The organism is Pseudomonas sp. GM84 (assembly GCF_000282535.1).
Classification (GTDB): Bacteria; Pseudomonadota; Gammaproteobacteria; order Pseudomonadales; family Pseudomonadaceae; genus Aquipseudomonas.
In genome coordinates this window covers 17,696-39,554 of sequence record NZ_AKJC01000322.1, presented here as the reverse complement: position 1 = coordinate 39,554, position 21,859 = coordinate 17,696, and the positions used below count along the sequence as shown (strand labels likewise).

Genomic DNA, 21,859 nt, shown 5'->3' with positions numbered 1-21,859 from the left:
TTTTTTGCGAGAAACTCGTTTAGCTTCAAACACTTGGCTCGCTTCGATCTCTCGTAGCGGGAGGCGAATCATACAGCATTTAGAAGCGCTGTCAACCACCTTTTCAACCGCTATCGATCGTTCGATCGAAGCAACTTCCAGTACTGCCTGGCTCGATTAACTCTCTGAATTTCAAGGAGTTTTTCGTTCCGACTACGCTGGAAGTGGGGCGCATTATAAGGGGATCTGAAACTTGGTCAAGGGTTAATTTCATTTATTTGAAATATCCCCAGTCAAGACCGCATCAAGGCCGCCAGGTGCTTGCCACAACATCTTCTGCGCCACTGAGATCGAGCGCCGCGCGGGCGGTGCTCGATCTCAAAGGTGCTAGAGAACCGGTGCACACCCTTGCCCCTACCCCAGCAATTGCGCACTATAGTGCACAACCGCCCCACCCTCCTCAAGGATTGCCACCCGCAAATGAACACCCAGCCTCGCAGCCTGGCCACAACGCTTTTCCCCATCGGCCTGCTGCTCATCGCCATGGCATCCATACAGTCTGGCGCCTCATTGGCCAAAAGCATGTTCCCGATCGTTGGCGCACAAGGCACCACGACCCTGCGCCTGGTTTTCGCCAGCATTATCATGCTGGTGATCCTGCGCCCGTGGCGTGTACGCATGACGGCAAACACACTGCGCAATGTGGTCATCTACGGCATGGCCCTGGGGGGGATGAACTTCCTCTTCTATATGGCCCTGCAGACCACGCCACTGGGTATCGCCGTTGCCCTGGAGTTCACCGGACCATTGGCCGTGGCGCTTTTCGCCTCGCGCCGCGCCATCGACTTCCTGTGGATTGCCCTCGCAGTTGCCGGCCTGCTGCTGCTCATTCCGGTCGGTCAAACCGGCCAATCCCTCGACCCGGTTGGCGTGGGTTATGCGCTGGGGGCCGGTGTCTGCTGGGCACTGTACATTCTATTCGGTCAGCGCGCCGGCGCAGAGCACGGTATTCAAAGCGCTGCACTGGGGGTCGTGGTCGCCGCTCTGTTCGTAGCGCCCATTGGTATCGTCCATGCCGGCAGCGCATTGCTCACACCTGCGCTCATCCCGATGGCGCTCGGTGTTGCCATTCTCTCGACGGCATTACCCTATAGCCTGGAAATGGTTGCCCTGACCCGCATGCCGGCACGCACCTTCGGCACATTGATGAGCATTGAACCTGCAATTGGCGCACTTTCAGGGTTGCTGTTCCTCGGCGAAGTACTGACTACGACCCAATGGCTGGCGATTCTTGCCATCATTGCGGCTTCGGCAGGCGCCACGCTTTCAATGCGTCGCGACACCCACCCAGCCGTAGCTGCCGACTGAATTGAGAAATATTTCCATTTGCCGCAGGATTAACCATTGTGGCGACTCGCCCCGCTGATTAAGCTGTCACACAAGCATCATCCTCACGCTATCTACTTGATGCACATGGATGCCGGGGAATATTCAGGAAGCACCGAAGCGATAACGACAGGGTAAGGCGTATGCTCTGCCCTGCAATTAAGGACAGGAATGAAACGTATTTTGCTCATCCTGGCGGTCCTGGTCATTGCTGGATGTGCCGCAACGGCCAAGACCGAGGTCAAAAAAGGGAAAAAGGGCCTGCATATCAACTGCTCGGGCCTGTCCTCGTCGTGGGACAAGTGCTACAGCAAGGCTACCGCGGCCTGCAGCACACGAGGCTACAAGGTCATCGCGCGTTCTGGGGATACCGACGAAGAGCCGGGCGATTACCTGTTCGGCATCAACCCGGCCGGTTATACCAGCCGTAGCATGATCATCATCTGCAAGTAACAAAAGGGCAGCCTGTGAGCTGCCCTTCTTTCATTCGATTCCCGCCACGCCCTTCACAACGGTGCTGTGCGAACTTGCAGCCATTCCAGTGGCGCACCTTCAAGTAATGGCGCGAGGCGCTCGCGCACGGTCGCGTGATAACGATTGAGCCAGTCGAGCTCTTCTTGTGCCAGTAGCTCCGGCACCAGACAGCGAGTATCGATAGGGCACAACGTCAAGGTCTCGAAACTCAGGAAGTCGCCGAACGCCGTTGTACCGGCCTCACGGTTCACTACCAGGTTCTCGATACGCACACCCCAGGCGCCTGGGCGGTAAGTGCCTGGCTCGATCGAGCTGATCATCCCGGCCTGCATGGCTGTCTGGGGAGTGGCTGCTGCCTGGTAGGCGATCACCTGCGGTCCTTCATGCACGTTCATGAAGTAGCCCACGCCATGCCCGGTGCCATGACCATAGTCGACCTGATCCGCCCAAATCGGTGCACGCGCAATGGCATCGAGCAGCGGAGAGAGGATGCCGCGAGGAAACGTGGCACGCGACAGTGCGATCATCCCTTTCAACACCCGCGTGCAATCCTGCTTCTGCTCAAGGGTCGGCGCACCCACCGGGATCATCCGGGTGATATCGGTGGTTCCGCCCAGGTACTGCCCTCCCGAATCGATCAACAGCAGGCCGTTACCTTCGATCACCGCATGGGACTGCTCGGTTGCTCGGTAATGCGGCATCGCGCCGTTTCCATTGAAGGCGGCAATGGTGGAGAAACTCAACGAAACGAAATCAGGTCGACGGGCCCGCGCAGCACTCAATTGCTCGTCGACGGTCAGCTCGGTGATGACCTGCTCGCCCTGATGCGCTTCGAACCAGGCGAAGAACTCGCACAGCGCCGCGCCATCCTGCTCCATGACCCGGCGGATATGCACCAGCTCCTCTTCGGTTTTACGTGATTTACTCAGCGTGGTCGGGTTCAGCCCCTCTACCAGGTGCACCTGGGCATCCAGGTTTTTCAGCAACCCGCAGGTCACCCGCGCGGGGTCGACCAGCAAACGGCTGGGCGGTGCCAAGGCTGCGAGTGCCTGGTCAACCTGTGAGTAATCACGCACTTCAATACCATCGGCCTGAAGCACATGACGCAAGTGCTCATCGAGCTTATCCGCCCCGACGAACAAAACGGCCTGCGCCTGCCCGATCAGCGCGAAGGAAATGAACACCGGATTGTAGGAAACGTCACTGCCGCGCAAGTTGAACAGCCACGCGATGTCATCAAGGGTCGCGAGGAAGTGCCAATCGGCCCCCTTCTCCTTCAAGGTGCGGCGCAACTGGGCGAGCTTTTCTGCCCGACTGACCGTGGCGTGGGGCGCAAGGTGCTGGTAGACCGGGTTACCTGGCAGTGCCGGACGCCCCTCCCAGACCTTGGCCAACACGTCGTTGTCAGTCACCAGACGGATGCCACGAACGGCCAAGCGCTCTTCGAGCTGACGCGCCGAGGCCAGGGCCATGACCGCGCCATCCACGGCCACGGTGCCCTGGGTGACGACATTGTCGCCCAACCATTCCAGTGCACCCGGCTTGCCTGGCTGCAGCTTCATGAGTTCGATACCACTGCCAGCCAGCTCTTTCTCGGCTTGTTCCCAGTAACGGCTGTCGGCCCACAGACCGGCAAAATCAGCAGTGACCACCAGGGTCCCCACCGAGCCATCGAACCCGGACAACCAGCGGCGCCCCTGCCAATAGCCCGGCAGGTACTCGGACAGATGGGGGTCGGCCGAGGGCACCAGCAGGGCATCGATGCCCTCCTCGGCCATCACTTGGCGCACACGCGCCAGGCGCTCCGGCACACTCTGCTGAATCGTGGTCTGAACGTTCATGCGCACTCCTGCGGATACATCGTGGTTAATCCAGAATGACGATAATGGAACAGCCACCCCAGCGCTGCAATCGTGGCGACCTGGGCACGGCCCGCGAAGCCAGGGCACCACCTGCAAATAGGATCATTCCTACAAGTACACCGATACCTTCGATCGACTTCAGTTGAACTTCCCGCCAACCCAAGCTTCACAACCAGTACATTCCTTGCAGACAGGTCGACGCCCATGCCCAGCGCCTGCGACCCGAAGAATGCTGTCGTTCTCCTCGATACCCGCGAGCACACCCCGGAGCACGAACACGCGGTTCATCTCAAGCTCGCTGCCGGCCTGGCGCAATTGCTGGGTTGCGCAGTCGTGCAACCCGCGCAACCACCCAGCAGTGCGGACAACTACTATTACCTGCCTACCGAAACCTTGATCGGCCCGGACCGCCATGCCGCGATGGGGATCCGCACCGAACAGGACATGTTCGGTGGCCTGGTCAGTCATCCGTACATGGCCACCAAAGCGATCTCCCACCCCTTGCCGGCTAATGCCAGCTTCCCGCCTGGCTGGACCGACGCCTTCGCGCAGCAGGCCAGTGATGCCCTGCTGCGTGGCTACACCGTGTTCAGTAAAGCCGATGCCCGCCGCGCCGCGCAGCTACTGCTGCTCGAAGGGCCATTGCGGCTCAAACCCGTGCTGGCCTGTGCCGGGCGCGGGCAGCAGGTGATCACCCAACTCGATGAGCTGGATCCCCTGTTGGCCAACATCGACGACCACGAACTGGCGCTCTGGGGCCTGGTGCTGGAGGAGGACCTGAGCGATGTGCAGACGTTCAGTGTCGGCCAGGTCAGTGTCGCGGGGCTGACGTGCAGCTACCACGGCACCCAGCAATTGACCCATGACCACCAAGGTATCGAAGTCTACGGCGGCTCCGAGCTGGTGGTGGTACGCGGCGGTTACCAGGACTTGCTGCAGCTTGCGCTGGAGGACCACCTGCGCCTGGCAATCAACCAGGCCATCACCTACGAGCAGGCAGCAGAGCAGCACTTCCCTGGGTTCATCGCATCCCGGCGCAACTATGACATCGCCCGTGGCAACAACCCGCAGGGCCATCTGCGCAGCGGCGTGCTCGAACAGTCATGGCGCCTGGGCGGGGCGAGCAGTGCAGAACTGCTGGCCCTGCAGGCATTTGCCGCCGACCCCGCATTGCAGCGGGTACGTGCGTCCACCCACGAGGTGTTCGGGACGCCCGATCTACCTGCTGACGCCACCCTCTTCTACCAAGGAAACGACAGTGAACTCGGACAACTCAGCAAATTCGCGCGGATTCGCGAGCATGACCATTCAGAGTGAAACCGTAGAATTGCAAGTGGAAAACGACAGCATCGTCGGCACGCTGGTCAGCCCCGGCAGCAAGATGCCGGGCATTCTGTTCGTCCACGGCTGGGGCGGCAGCCAGCAGCGAGACCTGGCCCGTGCCCGGCATATTACCGGGCTGGGATGCGTATGCATGACGTTCGACCTGCGCGGCCATGAGAAGACAGAAAGCCAACGGCTTACCGTCACCCGCGAGCAGAACCTCAATGACCTGCTTGCCGCCTACGACTGCCTGGCCAATCACCCGTCGGTGGACAGCACCGCCATCGCGATCATCGGCAGCAGCTATGGCGGTTACCTGGCCACCCTGCTGACCCTCCACCGACCGGTGAAATGGCTGGCATTGCGGGTACCGGCGATGTATTGGGATGAGGAATGGAACACCCCCAAGCAGACCCTCGACCGCCAGCGCCTCAATGCCTACCGCCAGCGCCAGCTCGGCCCGGCCGATAACCGAGCGCTTGCGGCCTGCGCGGAATTCACTGGCGATGTGCTGCTGGTAGAGTCCGAGCAGGACGATTATGTGCCGCACACCACGCTGATGAGCTATCGCTCGGCATTCGTCAGTGCCCACTCGCTCACCCACCGTATCGTCGATGGTGCAGACCACGCGCTCTCCAGCGAAGAAAGCCAGAAATCCTACAGCTCAATTCTGGCTGCGTGGATCAGCGAGATGGTGATTGGTGCACGCCTGGACCGCTACCCGCACTACGCACCGTGGTACGCCTGAAGCTCGCCCACCTGGCAATGCAAGCCGCCATCGACGCCGCGCACCAGGCTGCGTAGTGCCTGATAGGCGGTAAAGTTCACGCCGCGCGCCTGATGCCGGCTGAGCAAGTCGAGAAAAGGCTCATCGGCAAAACTTTGCGCCGCCGTCGCCCACGCCTGGCGCGACTGCCACTGCAAGTACTGCAGCACCCGACTGCCGTCATCACTGGCCTGGACACTGACACCTTGCAGCCCTTCGCAACGCAAGGCCAGTTCTTCGCTGCGCGTGACCAGAGCCTCGGCCAACGCCGCCTGGCGCGAAACCGGTACCTCGTATTCGATCATCTGGGTAAACCACAGGGAATGCGGCGTGGCCGTCATGGTCAGTCTCCTTGCTTTGAACGCTTGCAGCGCGATGGCCAGCAGGGTAAAACCTCGAGTTAACTCAAGGTCAAGAGCTTTTTCCACATGCCACGCAAATCGTCCCAAGCCCAGGAAAAGCAGCTCAGCGTCGGCCAGTTGGCCGCACGCAGCGGCGTGGCCGTCACCGCCCTGCACTTCTATGAAACCAAAGGGCTGATCCACAGCAGCCGCAATACCGGAAACCAGCGCCGGTACCCGAGAGCGATGCTGCGGCGCGTGGCGGTCATCAAGATGGCCCAGCGCCTGGGTATCCCGTTGGTGGATATCGCCACCGCGCTGGCCACGCTGCCGAACGACCACACGCCCACAGCCGAGGACTGGCAACGATTGTCAGCGCGCTGGCGTGAAGACCTTAGCCGCCGCATCGATGAGATGACCCTCCTGCGCGACCAGCTGGACGGCTGCATTGGCTGCGGCTGCTTGTCACTGAAAGAGTGCCCACTGCGCAACCGCCAGGATCATCTGGCCCAAGTGGGGCCTGGGCCGCATCCGCCAGCGCATCCAGAGCCGCTGTGAAGGTGCCATTACTTTGCGGCAGCGCGGCTGTGAAGCGCCTATAACTAGCGACTAGCCACAACGATTGCCTCAGGAGGCAACATGAACAAGCAGGCGTTGATCATCATCGACATCCAGAATGACTATTTCCCCGGCGGCAAATGGACCCTCGACGGTGCCGAGCAGGCGGCCGACAACGCCGCCCGCCTGCTGGCGGCGGCGCGCCAGCGGGGCGACCTGGTGGTGCATGTGCGGCATGAGTTCGAAAGCGCCGACGCGCCGTTCTTCGCCCCCGAATCGCAAGGCGCGGCCATTCACAGCAAAGTTCAACCACGAGAAGGCGAACCCGTGGTACTCAAGCACAAGGTCAATGCGTTTCGCGATACCCCACTCAAGAGCACCTTGGACCAGCACGGCATCCAGGCGCTGACCATCGTTGGCAGCATGAGTCATATGTGCATCGACGCAGCCACACGAGCCGCCGCCGATTATGGTTATGACGTCACCGTCGCACACGACGCGTGTGCCACGCTGCCGCTGGACTTCGACGGCAAGCAAGTGCCGGCGGCTGATGTGCATGCCTCGGCAATGGCCGCACTGGCGTTTGCCTATGCCAAAGTTGTGAAGACTGACGAGTTGCTGGGCCACTGAACGCGAGTACCGTCCGTGCCGCCCCCTTCACGGGCATGCCCGCGAAGCGGTCGGCACAGAATCGCGGTCAAATCACCACGTTGCGCACGAAGCGCGTAATCACGGCGCCATCGTTGCGGTAAGCGTAGTGGCAATCGCTGGGAAACACGTGGAACTGGCCAACCTGCAGACAACGCTCGACCCCTTCGATGATCAACGTAAGCTGCCCTTCGGCCACGTAGATCTGCTCGCTCCAGCCCTCGGCATCGGCTTCGCTGACATAGCATTCCCCGGGAGCCAGGGTCCATTCCCAGATTTCCACTTCCCGCCGGGCCGCGCTGCTGGCCAGCAACACCGCCTTGCTCTGAGGATGCACTCCAGCCCAGGCGAGTTCGTCGATGCGACCAGGGTCACGCTGGTCGGGCGCCTGGATCAGCGTGCTGAAGGCTACACCAAGGGCTTCGGCAATCAGGTCAAGGGTCGTCAGGCTGACGTTCTTCTCACCTGCCTCGATCGCCACCAGCATGCGCCGGCTGACGCCCGAGCGCTCCGCCAGGGCTGTCTGGCTCATCGAAGCGGCGTTGCGCAGGCTACGAACATTGAAGCTGACATGCTGCAACACTGACGCGCGATACGTGGAATCTTTGTGCACTATATTGCTCACTTACCCGGATTGCGCAGTATACTGCCCACTTTGCGCCGATTGTGCGCCGACCCCTTCGAGTGTGCAAGCGCATGAGCCAGCCGACCAGTAGCCCAAAGACCTCCCTGTCCTTTCGCCTGAGCAAGGCCGAGATGGTGCTGGTATTCATCACCATGCTGTGGGGCGGCACCTTCTTGCTGGTGCACAACGTCATGACCGTCAGCGGCCCGATGTTCTTCGTCGGCCTGCGTTTTGCCGCAGCGGCATTGTTCGTGGGCATGGTGTCGGCGCGCTCGCTGCCCGGGCTGACCTTCACCGAACTGAAGGCCGGTGTGCTGATCGGCATCACCATCATGCTCGGTTACGGCTTGCAGACCATGGGCCTGCAGACCATCAGCAGCAGCCAGTCGGCGTTCATCACCGCGCTCTATGTGCCGTTCGTGCCGCTGCTGCAGTGGCTGGTGCTGGGCCGACGCCCAGGGTTGATGCCGAGCATCGGCATCTGCCTGGCGTTCATCGGCCTGATGCTGCTGGCCGGTCCCGAGGGTGGGGCACTGCACTTCAGTGAAGGCGAAGTGGTAACGCTGGTAAGCGCCGTGGCCATCGCCGGCGAAATCATCCTGATCAGTCGCTACGCCGGCCAGGTCGATGTCCGACGGGTCACCGTGGTGCAATTGGCGACCGCATCGTTGCTGTCTTTCCTGATGATCGTTCCGACCCAGGAGCGTCTCCCGGACTTCTCGTGGCTGCTGCTGCTCAGTGCGCTCGGCCTGGGCGCGATGAGCGCGGTGATCCAGGTAGCGATGAACTGGGCCCAGCAATCGGTTTCGCCAACCCGCGCCACGTTGATCTACGCCGGTGAACCGGTATGGGCCGGGGTCGTCGGGCGCATCGCCGGCGAGCGCCTGCCAGGCGTGGCGCTACTGGGCGGACTGTTGATCGTGATGGCCGTTGTGGTAAGCGAACTGAAAATCCGACGCACGCGTGCAACTGCCGAAGAAATCGAAATCGCGCATGACCGAGAACGCGAACCCGGCCTGTAATCAGCGCAACTGCAGCTATGCTTCGTAAAAAACTGTTATAAAAAAGCTGCGTGTCACACCCTGTTTGTATGATTCTGCGACAGCTTGCGTGTTGGTGATCAACTGCTCGGCACGTATGATCCTTGCAAACCTCTCCAGAATAGAACGCTATGTCATTGATAGTGCTACTGCTTCTGCCGTTCGTGGGCAGTTGCCTGGCAGCTGTGCTGCCGCACAACGCACGTAACGCCGAGTCCATCCTCGCAGGACTCGTGGCCCTGGTCGGCACTGTCCAGGTAGCACTGCTGTACCCCCAGATCGCCCATGGCGGGGTCATCCGCGAAGAGTTTCTCTGGTTGCCCAGTCTGGGGTTGAACCTCGTGCTGCGCATGGACGGCTTCGCCTGGTTGTTCTCGCTGCTGGTACTGGGCATCGGCGCGCTGGTGTCACTGTATGCGCGCTACTACATGTCGCCGCAGGACCCGGTACCGCGCTTCTTCGCATTCTTCCTGGCGTTCATGGGGGCGATGCTCGGCCTGGTGATTTCCGGCAACCTGATCCAACTGGTGTTCTTCTGGGAACTGACCAGCCTGTTCTCGTTCCTGCTGATTGGCTACTGGCACCACCGCGCTGACGCCCGCCGCGGGGCCTACATGGCCCTCATGGTTACGGGCGCCGGCGGGCTGTGCCTGCTGGTGGGCGCCTTGCTGCTTGGGCATGTGGTCGGCAGCTACGACCTGGACAAGGTCCTGGTCGCCGGCGAGACCGTCCGCCAGCACGCGTTGTATCCGGTATTGCTGCCCTTGATCCTGATTGGCGCGCTCAGCAAGAGCGCGCAGTTTCCCTTCCAGTTCTGGCTGCCCCACGCCATGGCGGCGCCGACACCGGTTTCTGCCTACTTGCACTCGGCGACCATGGTCAAGGCCGGGGTATTCTTGCTGGCGCGGCTGTGGCCAGTGCTTTCCGGCAGCGAAGAGTGGTTCTGGATCGTCGGGGGTGCCGGCGCGCTGACGCTGCTGCTGGGCGCCTTCGCGGCCATGTTCCAGAACGACCTCAAAGGCCTGCTGGCCTACTCCACCATCAGCCACCTCGGCCTGATTACCCTGCTGCTGGGCCTCAACAGCCCGCTGGCAGCCGTCGCCGCAGTGTTCCACATCCTCAACCATGCCACTTTCAAGGCCTCGCTGTTCATGGCCGCCGGCATCATCGACCACGAGAGCGGCACCCGCGACATTCGCCGCCTGAGCGGCCTGATCCGACTGGTTCCGTACACCGCGACGCTGGCCATGGTGGCCAGTGCCTCGATGGCGGGAGTGCCACTGATGAACGGTTTCCTGTCCAAGGAAATGTTCTTTGCCGAAACCGTGTTCATCTCCTCCACTGCCTGGGTCGAAGCCACGCTTCCAGTCATCGCCACCCTTGCCGGCACCTTCAGCGTCGCCTATGCCCTGCGCTTTACCGTCGATGTGTTCTTCGGCCCTACCGCGCAAGATTTGCCGCACACGCCCCATGAACCGCCACGCTGGATGCGCGCCCCCGTCGAACTGCTGGTACTCACCTGCCTGGTGGTGGGTATTTTCCCTGCCCAGTCGGTCGGCCCGTTGCTGGCGGCCGCTGCATTGCCCGTGGTAGGCGGCACGCTGCCGGAATACAGCCTGGCCATCTGGCATGGCTGGAACGCCCCGCTGATCATGAGCCTGGTGGCCATGAGCGGTGGCGTTGTGCTGTACCTGCTGCTACGTAACCAGCTGCGCCTCGGTCGCTTCCCCTACCCGCCGCTGATCGAGCGCTTCAATGGCAAGCGCCTGTTCGAACACGGCCAAGCGCGCCTGATGCTGTTGGCCCGACGGGCCGAGAGGCTGCTGACCAGCCGCCGGCTGCAATCGCAGCTGTTCATGCTGGTATTGGCAGCGTTTCTCGCCGGGCTCACGCCCATGCTGTACAGCGGCCTTAGCTGGGGGGATCGACCGAAGATTCCAGGCTCCGGCGTGTTCGTCGCGCTGTGGCTGATCGCCATCGCCTGCGCCATCGGGGCCGCCTACCAGGCCAAGTACCACCGCCTGGCCGCCTTGATCATGGTCGGCGTCTGCGGCCTGATGACCTGCATCACCTTCGTGTGGTTCTCGGCGCCCGACCTGGCGCTGACCCAACTGGTGGTGGAAGTGGTCACCACGGTGCTGATCCTGCTCGGCCTGCGTTGGCTGCCACGCCGAATCGAAGGCGTCTCGCCCCTGCCCGGCAGCCTGGACCGTGCGCGCATTCGGCGCCTGCGCGACCTGTTGCTCGCCGTGCTGGTCGGCACCGGCATGGCCGTACTGTCCTACGCCATGCTGACGCGGCCGACACCCAACGATATTTCCTCGTTCTATCTGAGCCGGGCCCTGCCTCAAGGCGGCGGCACCAACGTGGTCAACGTGATGCTCGTTGACTTCCGTGGCTTCGATACCCTCGGCGAAATCACTGTGCTGGTAGCCGTGGCGATCACCGTATTCGCCTTGCTGCGCCGCTTCCGCCCACCCAAGGAGAGCATGCAGCTGCCAGCCCAGCAGCGCCTGCTGGCGCCCGACGTGGTAACCGACCTGATCAACCCGCGGCATGCCAGCGACACCGCGCTGGGCTTCATGATGGTGCCCGCGGTGCTGGTGCGTTTGCTGCTGCCGATCGCCCTGCTGGTTTCGATGTACTTGTTCATGCGTGGCCACAACCAACCGGGCGGTGGTTTCGTCGCCGGCCTGGTCATGTCGGTGGCGTTCATTCTGCAGTACATGGTCGCCGGCACCCAGTGGGTCGAGGCCCAGATGAGCCTGCGGCCGCTGCGCTGGATGGGCACCGGCCTGCTGTGCGCCACCCTGACCGGGGTGGGCGCCATGCTGCTGGGCTACCCGTTCCTCACCACCCATACCGCCCACCTGCACCTGCCGTTGCTGGGCGATGTTCACGTGGCCAGTGCGCTGTTCTTCGACATCGGCGTGTACACCGTGGTGGTCGGCTCGACCCTGCTGATCCTCACTGCCCTGGCGCACCAGTCGGTACGCGCCTATCGCCCGGGCAATCCGTCGAAAACCAGTCAAGCAGGAGCCGCCTGATGGAAGAAGTCATCGCAGTCGCCATCGGCGTACTGGCCGCCTCGGGGGTGTGGTTGATCCTGCGCCCGCGAACCTACCAGGTGATCATGGGCCTGTGCCTGCTGTCGTATGGAGTCAACTTGTTCATCTTCAGCATGGGCAGCCTGTTCATCGGCAAGGAACCGATCATCAAGGACGGGGTGACCCAGGACCTGCTGCATTACACCGACCCGTTGCCCCAGGCGCTGGTGCTGACCGCGATCGTCATCAGCTTCGCCATGACCGCCCTGTTCCTGGTGGTGCTGTTGGCATCGCGCGGCCTGACCGGTACCGACCACGTGGATGGCCGGGAGCGTGACGAATGACAGGCATGGGTCAACTGATCGTCGCACCCATACTGCTGCCGCTGCTGACTGCGGCGCTGATGCTGTTGCTAGGCGAGAAGCATCGCCAGCTCAAGGGGCGCCTCAACCTGCTGTCCACCTTCACCGGCCTTGCCATTGCAGTGTGCCTGCTGTTGTGGGTACGCACCCAGGGCCAGGCGGAGTCGATCGGCGTCTACCTGCCCGGCAACTGGCCGGCGCCGTTTGGCATCGTGCTGGTGCTTGACCACCTTTCGGCACTGTTGCTGACCCTGACCGGGATCATCGGTGTCTGCGCGCTGCTGTTCGCCCGCGTCCGCTGGGCCAGTGCCGGCGCGAGCTTTCATGCCTTGTTCCAGATCCAACTGATGGGCCTGTACGGCGCCTTTCTCACCGCCGACCTGTTCAACCTGTTCGTGTTCTTCGAAGTGCTTCTGGCGGCCTCATACGGCCTGCTGCTGCATGGGTCGGGCCGAGCGAGGGTGCGCGCGGGCCTGCATTACATTGCCATCAACCTGTTTGCCTCGTCGCTGTTCCTGATCGGCGCGGCCATGCTCTATGGCGTTACCGGCACCCTCAACATGGCCGACCTGGCCCTGAAGATTCCGCTGGTACCGGAAGCCGACCGCGGCCTCCTGCACGCCGGGGCAGCGGTGCTGGCCATGGCGTTCCTGGTGAAGGCCGGGATCTGGCCGCTGAACTTCTGGCTGGTCCCCGCCTACGCCTCGGCCAGCGCGCCCGTGGCAGCGCTGTTTGCCATCATGACCAAGGTCGGCCTGTATGCAGTACTGCGCTTGTGGACCTTGCTGTTCTCCGGGCAAGCGGGCGCATCGGCACATTTTGGCGGGCAATGGCTGGTGTACGGTGGCCTGGCCACCTTGGCCGTAGCAGCAGTGTCGATACTTGCAGCCCAGCGGCTGGAGCGAATGGCCGCGCTGAGCATCCTGGTCTCCGCGGGCACGCTGCTCGGAGCTGTCGGCTTCGCCCAACCGGCACTGACAGGCGCGGCGCTGTTCTACCTGGTGAACTCGACCCTGGCGTTGTGCGCACTGTTCCTGCTCGCCGAACTGGTCGAGCGCTCGCGCTCGGCCAATGAAGCACCGCTGGATGAAGAAGAGGATGCCATTCCGTCGCCGCTCGAGTCATTGCACCCCCCCAAGGGCATCAACCTCGACGACGACCAAAAGGTTGTAATCGGCCAAATCATCCCATGGACCATGGCCTTCCTCGGCCTCAGTTTCATCGCCTGCGCCCTGCTGATCATCGGCATGCCGCCACTGTCCGGCTTCGTCGGCAAACTCAACCTGATGAGCGCGCTGTTCAATCCGCTGGGGCTGGGTGTTCCAGCCGAACAGCCGCTGTCCGCGGCCGGCTGGGGGTTGGTTGCCTTGCTCGTTTTGTCGGGCATGGCTTCATTGATCGCTTTCGGCCGCGTGGGTATCCAGCGCTTCTGGAAACCCGAAGAGCGCCCTTCGCCTGTGCTGCATCGCAATGAATGCCTGCCGATCGTCATTCTGCTGGGCCTGTGCATCATTCTCAGTTTCAAGGCCGAGCCGTTGCTGCGCTACACCCAGGACACCGCCGCCAGCCTGCAAACGCCGGATCGCTACATCGAAGCGGTGATGGCAGCGCGCCCGATACCCGGCCCGACCACACTCGACGAACAGGTGCAGCCATGAGCCGATTGTTCCCTGCTCCGCTGCTGTCCATCTCGCTGTTCTTCTTGTGGTTGCTGCTGAACCTGTCGGTCAGCCCTGGCAACCTGCTGCTCGCTGCCGCGCTGGCAGTGCTTGCCCCACTATTGATGGCGCCACTGCGCCCGCAGCACGCCCATGTGCGCCGGCCGCTGGTGATCGCAAAACTGATAGGGCGCGTAGGGCTAGACGTGATCCAGTCCAATCTTCTGGTGGCACGTGGCGTACTGCGTGCTGGCCAGCAACCACCGCGTTCGGCTTTCGTTCACATCCCGCTGAACCTGCGCGATGCCCACGGCCTGGCTGCGCTGTCGATGATCACCACCGTGGTACCCGGTACGGTCTGGTCGGAATTGGCCCTGGATCGCAGTGTGCTACTGCTGCACGTATTCGACCTGGAGGACGAAGTGGCCTTCATCGAGCACTTCAAACACACCTATGAACGCCCGCTGATGGAGATTTTCGAATGACAGGGCTGCTCGCCAATGCCGTTCTCGCCAGCCTGTTCATCTTCGCCCTGGCCATGGGGCTGACGTTGATACGGCTGTTTCGCGGCCCCTCCGCCCAGGACCGGGTACTGGCGCTGGACTACCTGTACATCCTGGGCATGCTGATGATGCTGGTGCTGGGTATTCGCTATGCCAGTGACACTTACTTCGAAGGCGCCTTGCTGATTGCCCTGTTCGGCTTCGTCGGCTCGTTCGCCCTGGCCAAGTTCCTGCTGCGTGGCGAGGTGATCGAATGAACGAAACCCTTGAACTACCGTTCTGGCTGGAACTGGTCACCGCCGTACTGTTGCTCCTTGGCAGCCTGTTCGCCCTGATCGGTGCGGTCGGCCTGCTGCGGCTCAAAGACTATTTCCAGCGTATGCACCCGCCAGCGCTGGCCTCCACCATTGGCACCTGGTGTGTATCGCTGGCATCGATCATCTATTTTTCGTGGCTCAAGCAAAGCCCGGTGCTGCATGCCTGGCTGATCCCCATTCTGCTGTCCATCACCGTCCCGGTCACTACGCTGCTGCTTGCCCGGGCAGCGCTGTTTCGCAAGCGCATGGCCAAGGAAACGGTGCCGGAAGAAATCAGCAGCGGCAGGCATCGCGGCAAGTGAGTGCCACCCGCCTCACTGCTGGGTGAGGCGCTGCAATTCTCGCCGCACCATGGCGGCATAGGGTGGTGGGCTGAGCTGGTACAGTTGAGCAGCCACCCAGTTCAACCAGGCACCCTGCATCGTTTCACGCCGGGCCAACAGGGATTCGGCCAGGGCAGTCGCCCCCGCCTGATGCTGCTGATGGAACGCGGCGCGAGTGCCCGGTTCCTCGCCTCGTTCACTCATTCACTGGCCTTGAACGTGGTCAGTTCGCCCTTGCGCCATTTCGCGACCTTGCCAGTGACAGCCTTCAGCAATTTACCCAGGCCTTCCTGCACTTGCTGTTGAGCCGCGAAAACCAGCATGACGCCCTGCCCGTCTCGGAATACGATGCCTTCGCCTTCCGGCACCGAAACGAAAGCGTAGTCGCCCACACCATAGACATTGAGCTTGATTTCACGAAAACGCATTTCCAGCTTGCCACCTTCCCGGCTGGGCAAGACGGCCGCGCGAAAATGATCGCCTACCTTCAACTCAAGGCGCTGCTTGTCATCGACCACCAAGGCACTCTCGGTGTCGATTTCGGCCATGTACAGGCCTTCGGGGTTTTGTTCGGTGACATAAACGAAACGACCTTGAAACAGCTTGGCCAACTTACCGCGCAAATCGCCAAGTGCAAACAAGGCATGGGTATCAAGTGTACTGACTGCCAATGAAGTAATCCTCAGATCGGTGACATCCGCCCCCACTCGACCTTGGTGAGGTGCGGCCATTGTTCAATTCGATAGGCAAAAAGAGTAATAAAGCGATGCGCGAAACGTCTGTGCCTGCTGGCGATGCAGCACGCAGGAAACTTTACACGAGCTTGTCAGACCCGGCTGTTATGAAGCCGCTCGACATGATCCCTGAACGGGAAGCGTTATGTCTGACAAATACATCCGCCAGAAAGATGCGATAGATAACTGCTGACCCCTCGGCAGATCGGGCGCAGGCATCAAGTAGCGCATTGCCGGGGATTAAATATGCACGAAAACACCGAAATCCGTCGAGCGCTAAAAAGCATTTCTTACGCCGCACTCAAGCGGCCTGGCCCTTCTGCAACTGCTGCAACCAGGCTGACTGGCACTCCAGCGCCTCCTCACGGGTGGCGAATGCCGTACCACGGCGTTCACCGTTGACCAACACCACCCAGCAAATGCGCTTGCCCAACGCCTGCAGCGCTGCTGGCACGCCTGTACCGATCATCACGGCTACATCGACTCGGCTATTCATCATTCCCTCCGGAATATAATTAGCACCCTAACGATATAGCCATGATACCCCCGCCTGCCGGGGAGAAACAGCGCATTGCGGTACAGCAGCGTTACACCACGAGCAACAAATGCCGCACACACGTATCCCGCAAGAAACGCAAAAAGCCCCAAGGACTGCTCCATGGGGCTTGGCACACCGCGCGCGGTCAGATCTGCCGCTGGTGGCGATCGAGCTGCTCGTGGCGCTCCTGGGCTTCGATGCAGTATTTGGTGGTCGGGCTGATCAGCAGACGCTTCAGACCAATCGGCTCACCACTGTCATCGCACCAGCCGAAGCTCTCGTCGGTAATCCGATCCAGGGCCATTTCCAGCTGCGGCAACAAGCGCTGGTCGCGGTCAATGGCATTGACCAACCAGCTACGCTCTTCCTCGACCGAAGCCACATCGGCAGGGTCCGACGGGGTGTCCAGGCCCTCGATGGTGGCGCGGCTCAGCTCGATGCGTTCATGGGTTTCGACTTTCATCGCCTGCAGCAGGGCAGTGAAGAATGCCAGCTGTTCAGCGTTCATGTAGTCATCGGCCGACATGGCCAGCAACTGTTCCTTGGTCATCGATTTCTCTATGAAAAAATGTGCATTTGGGCGATTCGGGTGCCGCCGAGGCCTGAGCCTGGGCAGCGGAATTCTTCAAGCGCCAACCGGCACTCTTTTACAGGGGGCGGCAGTCTAAGGCGCCGCGTCGTCAGGGGCAACACCAATGACGGAGGAATTGACCGAAATGACGTGGATTCCGCCTGCCGGCCGTCATTTCCCGATCAGCCGCCAGGCGGCAGTAGACCTGTAATACCCCGAGTCACTGCGCCGGCGGCCCAATGGCGGCGTTTTCATGACCTGAGATCACCGCCATGCCCACCTCCCGAAGGCTCCCCCGCAGTGCGCTGCTGCCCTGCGATATCGCCAGAAGATTCACCAACCGCCCAACCCTGTTCGAAGTCGCGGCAAGCCTGCTGCTGGAGCAGTGGCCAACCTACGGGCTCGACACGAGCCTCGACCCCCTTGACCTGCACCTGGCCAGTTTCGGCCCCGTAGACGGACTGGCCTATGTACGCCCGCTGTACCAACTGCTGGTCGAGCGCTTCTGCCTGCGCACTTCGCTCAACATGACCCCTGGCCAGGATGTCGTCTGCCGCGAACAGCGCATAGAGCCCGAGCAACCTGTACCGATCGACCTGGCGCGGCTCGAAGCGTTGGTCAACGATTGCGGCCCACTGCTGCTCGACAGTTTCGGTCAAGCCATTGTCGACTTCTGGTGCGAAGCCGACAGCAAAGGTGAAACACCCTGGTCGTGGTTCGCCAGCCACCTTCAAGCGTTGCTGGGCATCGCCCTGGGCCAAGCCGATGCAAGCGCTCAACCCGCAGACGCCAAAGCCTTGCTGCAGGCCTTGTCAGAGGGACCCGCCGAACTCGACGACTTGCTCGAACTGAATACGACCCAAGGCATCACCGTGCAGACGCTGGTCTCGAATTTTTCCGCCGATTGGCAACTGGATCCGCACCTGGCCAGCGCACTGTTATTCGAGCGCGGTGAAGCACCTGGCAGAGCGCCTTTCACCCTCTTGTTCACCGCCGTGGGTCGATTGTTGTCGTTCCCTTCCCGAGCGCGCTTGCTGGAGAGCATCACGCAACATTGGCCCGCCCTGCTGGCCAAATCGCCCCCCAGCGTGAAACTGGGCACCCCAGACCGCCAATTGTTCCAGGCCCAGGCCGTCAACTTGCTGATGCAGCAGCTCGAAGGCATCGAGATTGCCGCGACCGCCTTCCACACCCAGGGCAGCGCACAACAACTTGCCAATGCCCTGGACCACCTGACCTCCCTGACTCACCTGTGCAGCGTCGATGACCCGGTCAGCCACGCATCGCTGTCCGAGCAGTTACCGTCGTGGGTACGCCAAGGCGAACCCAGGGCACTGATCGTGTACAGCTCGATGCTCACCGAAGTCGCCCGCAGCACGTCCGATGCCGATGGCAAGAGCTGGCTGGACGGCGTGCCGAGCGCACAGGTGTTCGCCTGCGAGCGCCTTGCCAGCCTGATCCACCGTGACCACCCGCAATCGACCCTGGACCCGGCTTCGATACGGGTCATCAACCACCAGACCACGGCAACTGCAATCCCCTCTGCAGGCCAGGTGATCAGCGAGGGCACCACGATGCCGGTGACATTCACCCTGCCTCAACTGGCCATCGCCAACCTGGGCCTGCTCAAACCGGGTCGAGTGTCGCTGGAAAGCGTCGACGGCCAACCCATTCCGGCCTGGCTCGACACCTCGGCCCTGCGCGGCCTCATCACCGAAGCGGACATTGGCGCGACTTATCCCAAACGCCTGCGCGAACTGTTGCTCGATGATCCCCAGGCGCGCGCCAATCGCGAACGGCTACTGGCCGACCAGTTGCACAGCCAATTGCCCGCGCAGGTCATGAAAAGTTACCTGAAAGACGAGCAGCCCTCCCTGCAAGCGATCGTCGCCCTCGAACACGTCTTCGCACCCATGGCCGACGAGCACGGCAACTGGGTGCTGCGGCCACTGGGGTTGTTGCGAACGATGGATGCAACGCCCGATCATCCACTCAATGCCTGGCTGATCGAGAACGATGGCTCGATCAGCGCCAGCTGCCTGCTGTATCGCCCCCTGCACCGTGAACCGATCGTGGAGTTCGCCGATCGCCTGGCTCTGCTGGTGGCAATCAGTGAGCCCGGCGACCTGCAAAACGACATACTCCACCGGCTGGCGCAGGAAGACCGACGCATCTATGACCACGGAGGCTTCAAGGAGCCGCACCTGTTCCGCCCGCTGGACGACGACTGGGCGGTTCCACTGTTCACGCCAGCCCCCGTTACCCTGTCACGCGAGGCGGCGATCAGCGACCCGGCCCAGGCCATCTACAAGGCCTGTGTCGAGGAAACCTTGAGCAATTTCAAGGGGCAATCCACCAGCAGCGAGGCAACCCGTTGGCAACGCTGGGAAGAACTGGGCTGGTTGCTGCTCAACAGTGTCTTGCCATTCGTCGAAGGACCGTTCGCCGAGGCCGCCTGGCTGGTACAGATGGAAACCGCCTTCGCCCGCCTGGTGGACGCCAGGGAGCAAGCGCAGCCGGGCGACCGTACCGGTGACTGGATCGAGTTGTTGGTCAATGTCGCCTTCCTGATTTTCAACCACGCGATGCAGCGCCTGGAGCTGGAGCACCCGCTGGACGCTGCGGTTCCCCTCGGCCCACTGCCCCCCTTGGAACCCGCCCCGGTGGTGATCACAAGCACAGCCGAGGCGCAGATCGATTTCAGTTGGTCCCAACCCTCGCTGAAGCTCGACAAGTCCCAGGCCGAAGCCCTCGCAGCCCTGCAGGCAACCCTTTCGCCAGCCGCCCTCGGCTCCCCCATCCCGGCGGGGCCGATTGGCGGCTTGTACCTGAGCGCGGACCAGCTTTGGGCGCTGATCGAGGGCAAGGTATTCAAAGTGCAACTCGATACGCTGACCGATCAAGTGCGCATTGTTGGCGCCGCGGATGATCGAACGCCAGGCCCATGGCTCAGGCGCGACGAGGCTGGGCGCTGGCAGCTCGACCTCAGGCTCCGCCTGCGCGGCGGCATGCCCCCCTCGAAGCGAATCGCCAGGTTGCAGGAGGAGCGCAAGAAGAAAACCGAGGCGCTGTCCAATCGTGTATTGCACGACTCGAAAAGCATCGTCGAACAGATTCCCGGCATCAAGAAGATACGCACGCTGGGCCAGCGCTCCGACGATACGCGCGTATTGCGCAGTTGCCTGGAAAAGCTGCAGGCATTCGAGGCGTTCGTCGCCGAGCACATCCAGCGGCTGCACGACCTGAATGTGCAGACACCCGTAAACGACTACAAGACCAAACGCGCCGGCACACTGTTCCAGCAACTCGATTGCCAGCTGCACATCCGCGAGTTGTTGATGCGCCTGTTTAAACCCGAACGCATTCATCTTCTGCAGATGGTCGAGCATCAGACCGAGGCGACGTCCGAGGACGAAGCCATTCTCGCCAGGCGCCTGAGCACCTTGACGACGCTGGTCGATAGCCTGTTCGACAATGCCAGCGCGTTCGAACAGAGCCTGGAGCAACTGCGCAAACTGGCCAGCCCTTCCCTGCCGAAAATCATGGAGATGCTGGACAAGGTCGAACGGCAAAAAGGCAGCTGGACGCCCCTGTACTGGCGCTTCATGCGTATCGAGACCTCGGTCAACCGCATGACCCTGGTGCAGATGGACGAAAGCGCAGTTTTCTGGCTTGACCGTACCTGGGACAGCATCGAGCTGGCCATAGGCCAACGGCTGCAACTGGGCAAACGGGCGAGCGCCAGCGACGAAGTCAAACGGCGCCTGCTGGAAAACATTGCGCAGCACCTGGCAACCGCCCAGCGACGTTTGCTGATCCTGCACCAGTGCTTCGAACCCGCCGCGGCGCCCGCCCCGCTCAAGCAACTGCGCACCGACATCAACGACATGAGCACAGGCGTTGCCGGCGAGCTGGCCGAATACCCGGACCTGCCCCAGCGCAGCACGGTGACGCAATTGAGCCGGCAATTACCAGGGCTGATCGAAACCCGCGATGACGGCCTGCTTCTTGGCCAACCGCGTGCGGATGATGCCAGCATCGTCGATATACCCGGGGCTCAGGAGGGCTCGGTCACCCGCAGCTACAAGCGCGAACACGAGCGCTGGGTAGCAGTCGAGGTCCAGCCCGCGAAAACAGCCTCGCAGTCCCCAGGCAAATTCAAGGCACTGCTCAAGGAAAGCGCCCGCCTGTTGGCCGGCGCACGCAAGGATCTGGGGTTGATGCAGAGCGCCAGGGCCAACAGCTACCTGCCCGTCGATATCGAAGACATCCTGCTCCAGCACCGGGCTGGCCTTGAGCGTCATCGGGTCGCCATCGAGCTACGCCTGACCCGCGACAATGAGACCGATGAAGGCACCGCCGAAGGCGATGCGGCCTTGAACATCAAGGCGATAGAGGACATGTCAGCGACATTGGCCGGGCAGGCGGTCGAACAGCGGGCGCGGGTCGCGCTGCTGCAAAAGCCCAGGATGGGCGAGCTGTCCGTCCTGCTCGACAACCAACAAGTGGCCATTCACTCGACCGGCCCGCGTCGACCGCTGGCAAAAGTCGCCGGGCGTACCGACGACTACCTGGAGAATTCGCCATCCGCCATGCAGGTATCGACCTGTGGTACGCCCATTTCCATTATTCCGGCATGGAGGCGGCGCAGACCGCCTATACCGCAGGCCACCTGAAGACCGCCGAACAGCGCTATGCCCAGGGGCCATTCAGCAAGGATGCCGCCGGGCATGAGGTGGCGGTTCATCGCAGCCCCATCGACCTGGCCTCGGCGAAGCAATATTTCTTCGCCAGCTGAGTCGAC

The 21,859-nt window shown here is 61.9% G+C and carries 22 protein-coding genes; 15 read left to right on the top strand and 7 right to left on the bottom strand.

Annotation, left to right across the window (positions count from 1 at the left end; genetic code table 11):
* Positions 1–459: 459 nt before the first annotated feature.
* Both rhtA and PMI38_RS23165 read left to right on the top strand, forming a co-directional pair.
* Positions 460–1,347, top strand: coding sequence for a threonine/homoserine exporter RhtA (gene rhtA / locus PMI38_RS23170; RefSeq protein ID WP_008099551.1), 888 nt, complete (start codon positions 460–462; stop codon positions 1,345–1,347).
* Positions 1,348–1,536: 189 nt separating this feature from the next.
* Positions 1,537–1,818, top strand: coding sequence for a hypothetical protein (locus tag PMI38_RS23165; protein WP_008099549.1), 282 nt, complete (start codon positions 1,537–1,539; stop codon positions 1,816–1,818).
* Between the two features lie 53 nt (positions 1,819–1,871).
* On the opposite strand, the gene PMI38_RS23160 is transcribed toward PMI38_RS23165, so the two are convergent.
* Entirely contained in the window at positions 1,872–3,680 is a 1,809-nt protein-coding gene (locus tag PMI38_RS23160; RefSeq protein ID WP_008099547.1) for an aminopeptidase P family protein, read from the bottom strand.
* 225 nt (positions 3,681–3,905) lie between these two features.
* On the opposite strand from PMI38_RS23160, the gene PMI38_RS23155 reads away from it, so the two are divergent.
* Positions 3,906–5,018, top strand: coding sequence for a DUF3182 family protein (locus PMI38_RS23155; protein WP_008099545.1), 1,113 nt, complete (start codon positions 3,906–3,908; stop codon positions 5,016–5,018).
* Positions 5,002–5,772 (top strand): alpha/beta hydrolase family protein, encoded by a 771-nt coding sequence (locus tag PMI38_RS23150; RefSeq protein WP_008099543.1) that lies wholly within the window; start codon positions 5,002–5,004, stop codon positions 5,770–5,772. The genes PMI38_RS23155 and PMI38_RS23150 overlap by 17 nt, the downstream gene beginning before the upstream one ends.
* Here PMI38_RS23150 and PMI38_RS23145 read toward each other — a convergent pair.
* Positions 5,751–6,131, bottom strand: coding sequence for an antibiotic biosynthesis monooxygenase (locus tag PMI38_RS23145; RefSeq protein ID WP_008099542.1), 381 nt, complete (start codon positions 6,129–6,131; stop codon positions 5,751–5,753). The two genes, PMI38_RS23150 and PMI38_RS23145, sit on opposite strands and share 22 nt — an antisense overlap.
* 87 nt (positions 6,132–6,218) lie before the next feature.
* On the opposite strand from PMI38_RS23145, the gene soxR reads away from it, so the two are divergent.
* Positions 6,219–6,689: a redox-sensitive transcriptional activator SoxR gene (gene soxR, locus PMI38_RS23140; protein WP_008099540.1), complete on the top strand. Its 471-nt coding sequence runs from the start codon at positions 6,219–6,221 to the stop codon at positions 6,687–6,689.
* An 81-nt stretch (positions 6,690–6,770) separates the two neighbouring features.
* Complete coding sequence (locus PMI38_RS23135) at positions 6,771–7,319, top strand: cysteine hydrolase family protein (protein ID WP_008099538.1); 549 nt, start codon at positions 6,771–6,773, stop codon at positions 7,317–7,319.
* A 67-nt stretch (positions 7,320–7,386) separates the two neighbouring features.
* On the opposite strand, the gene PMI38_RS23130 is transcribed toward PMI38_RS23135, so the two are convergent.
* Entirely contained in the window at positions 7,387–7,950 is a 564-nt protein-coding gene (locus PMI38_RS23130; protein ID WP_008099536.1) for a helix-turn-helix domain-containing protein, read from the bottom strand.
* 83 nt (positions 7,951–8,033) lie between these two features.
* Here PMI38_RS23130 and PMI38_RS23125 point away from each other — a divergent pair, with 83 nt between their 5' ends.
* The 7 genes from PMI38_RS23125 to PMI38_RS23095 all read left to right on the top strand — a co-directional run bounded on the left by PMI38_RS23125 (position 8,034) and on the right by PMI38_RS23095 (position 15,191).
* Positions 8,034–8,984, top strand: a complete 951-nt coding sequence (locus tag PMI38_RS23125; protein ID WP_008099534.1) for a DMT family transporter — start codon at positions 8,034–8,036, stop codon at positions 8,982–8,984.
* A 149-nt stretch (positions 8,985–9,133) separates the two neighbouring features.
* On the top strand, positions 9,134–12,049 hold the full coding sequence (locus PMI38_RS23120) for a monovalent cation/H+ antiporter subunit A (RefSeq protein WP_008099532.1): 2,916 nt from the start codon (positions 9,134–9,136) through the stop codon (positions 12,047–12,049).
* On the top strand, positions 12,049–12,393 hold the full coding sequence (locus PMI38_RS23115; protein WP_003250128.1) for a Na+/H+ antiporter subunit C: 345 nt from the start codon (positions 12,049–12,051) through the stop codon (positions 12,391–12,393). The genes PMI38_RS23120 and PMI38_RS23115 overlap by 1 nt, the downstream gene beginning before the upstream one ends.
* On the top strand, positions 12,390–14,069 hold the full coding sequence (locus tag PMI38_RS23110) for a monovalent cation/H+ antiporter subunit D (protein ID WP_008099522.1): 1,680 nt from the start codon (positions 12,390–12,392) through the stop codon (positions 14,067–14,069). The genes PMI38_RS23115 and PMI38_RS23110 overlap by 4 nt, the downstream gene beginning before the upstream one ends.
* Positions 14,066–14,554 carry a Na+/H+ antiporter subunit E gene (locus tag PMI38_RS23105; RefSeq protein WP_008099520.1) on the top strand — a complete coding sequence of 163 codons (489 nt, stop codon included), beginning with the start codon at positions 14,066–14,068 and terminating at the stop codon, positions 14,552–14,554. The genes PMI38_RS23110 and PMI38_RS23105 overlap by 4 nt, the downstream gene beginning before the upstream one ends.
* Positions 14,551–14,829, top strand: a complete 279-nt coding sequence (locus tag PMI38_RS23100; RefSeq protein ID WP_008099518.1) for a K+/H+ antiporter subunit F — start codon at positions 14,551–14,553, stop codon at positions 14,827–14,829. Before PMI38_RS23105 ends, PMI38_RS23100 begins: the two co-directional genes overlap by 4 nt.
* A complete protein-coding gene (locus tag PMI38_RS23095) occupies positions 14,826–15,191 on the top strand; it encodes a Na+/H+ antiporter subunit G (protein ID WP_008099516.1) in 366 nt (121 codons plus the stop codon). Before PMI38_RS23100 ends, PMI38_RS23095 begins: the two co-directional genes overlap by 4 nt.
* A gap of 12 nt (positions 15,192–15,203) precedes the next feature.
* Here PMI38_RS23095 and PMI38_RS23090 read toward each other — a convergent pair whose 3' ends face one another.
* The 4 genes from PMI38_RS23090 to PMI38_RS23075 all read right to left on the bottom strand — a co-directional run bounded on the left by PMI38_RS23090 (position 15,204) and on the right by PMI38_RS23075 (position 17,034).
* Positions 15,204–15,416 (bottom strand): hypothetical protein, encoded by a 213-nt coding sequence (locus tag PMI38_RS23090; protein WP_008099514.1) that lies wholly within the window; start codon positions 15,414–15,416, stop codon positions 15,204–15,206.
* Positions 15,413–15,883, bottom strand: a complete 471-nt coding sequence (locus PMI38_RS23085) for a hypothetical protein (protein WP_008099512.1) — start codon at positions 15,881–15,883, stop codon at positions 15,413–15,415. The genes PMI38_RS23090 and PMI38_RS23085 overlap by 4 nt, the downstream gene beginning before the upstream one ends.
* A 364-nt stretch (positions 15,884–16,247) precedes the next feature.
* The gene (locus PMI38_RS23080; protein WP_008099511.1) at positions 16,248–16,442 is read right to left on the bottom strand and encodes a hypothetical protein; all 195 of its coding nucleotides are present in this window, start codon (positions 16,440–16,442) and stop codon (positions 16,248–16,250) included.
* Positions 16,443–16,629: 187 nt separating this feature from the next.
* Positions 16,630–17,034: a TraR/DksA family transcriptional regulator gene (locus PMI38_RS23075; protein ID WP_008099509.1), complete on the bottom strand. Its 405-nt coding sequence runs from the start codon at positions 17,032–17,034 to the stop codon at positions 16,630–16,632.
* A gap of 293 nt (positions 17,035–17,327) precedes the next feature.
* Here PMI38_RS23075 and PMI38_RS23070 point away from each other — a divergent pair, with 293 nt between their 5' ends.
* Together PMI38_RS23070 and PMI38_RS27175 are read left to right on the top strand one after the other, a co-directional pair.
* A complete protein-coding gene (locus PMI38_RS23070) occupies positions 17,328–21,731 on the top strand; it encodes a DUF6543 domain-containing protein (RefSeq protein WP_008099507.1) in 4,404 nt (1,467 codons plus the stop codon).
* On the top strand, positions 21,692–21,853 hold the full coding sequence (locus PMI38_RS27175; RefSeq protein WP_008099505.1) for a hypothetical protein: 162 nt from the start codon (positions 21,692–21,694) through the stop codon (positions 21,851–21,853). The genes PMI38_RS23070 and PMI38_RS27175 overlap by 40 nt, the downstream gene beginning before the upstream one ends.
* Positions 21,854–21,859: the final 6 nt, after the last annotated feature.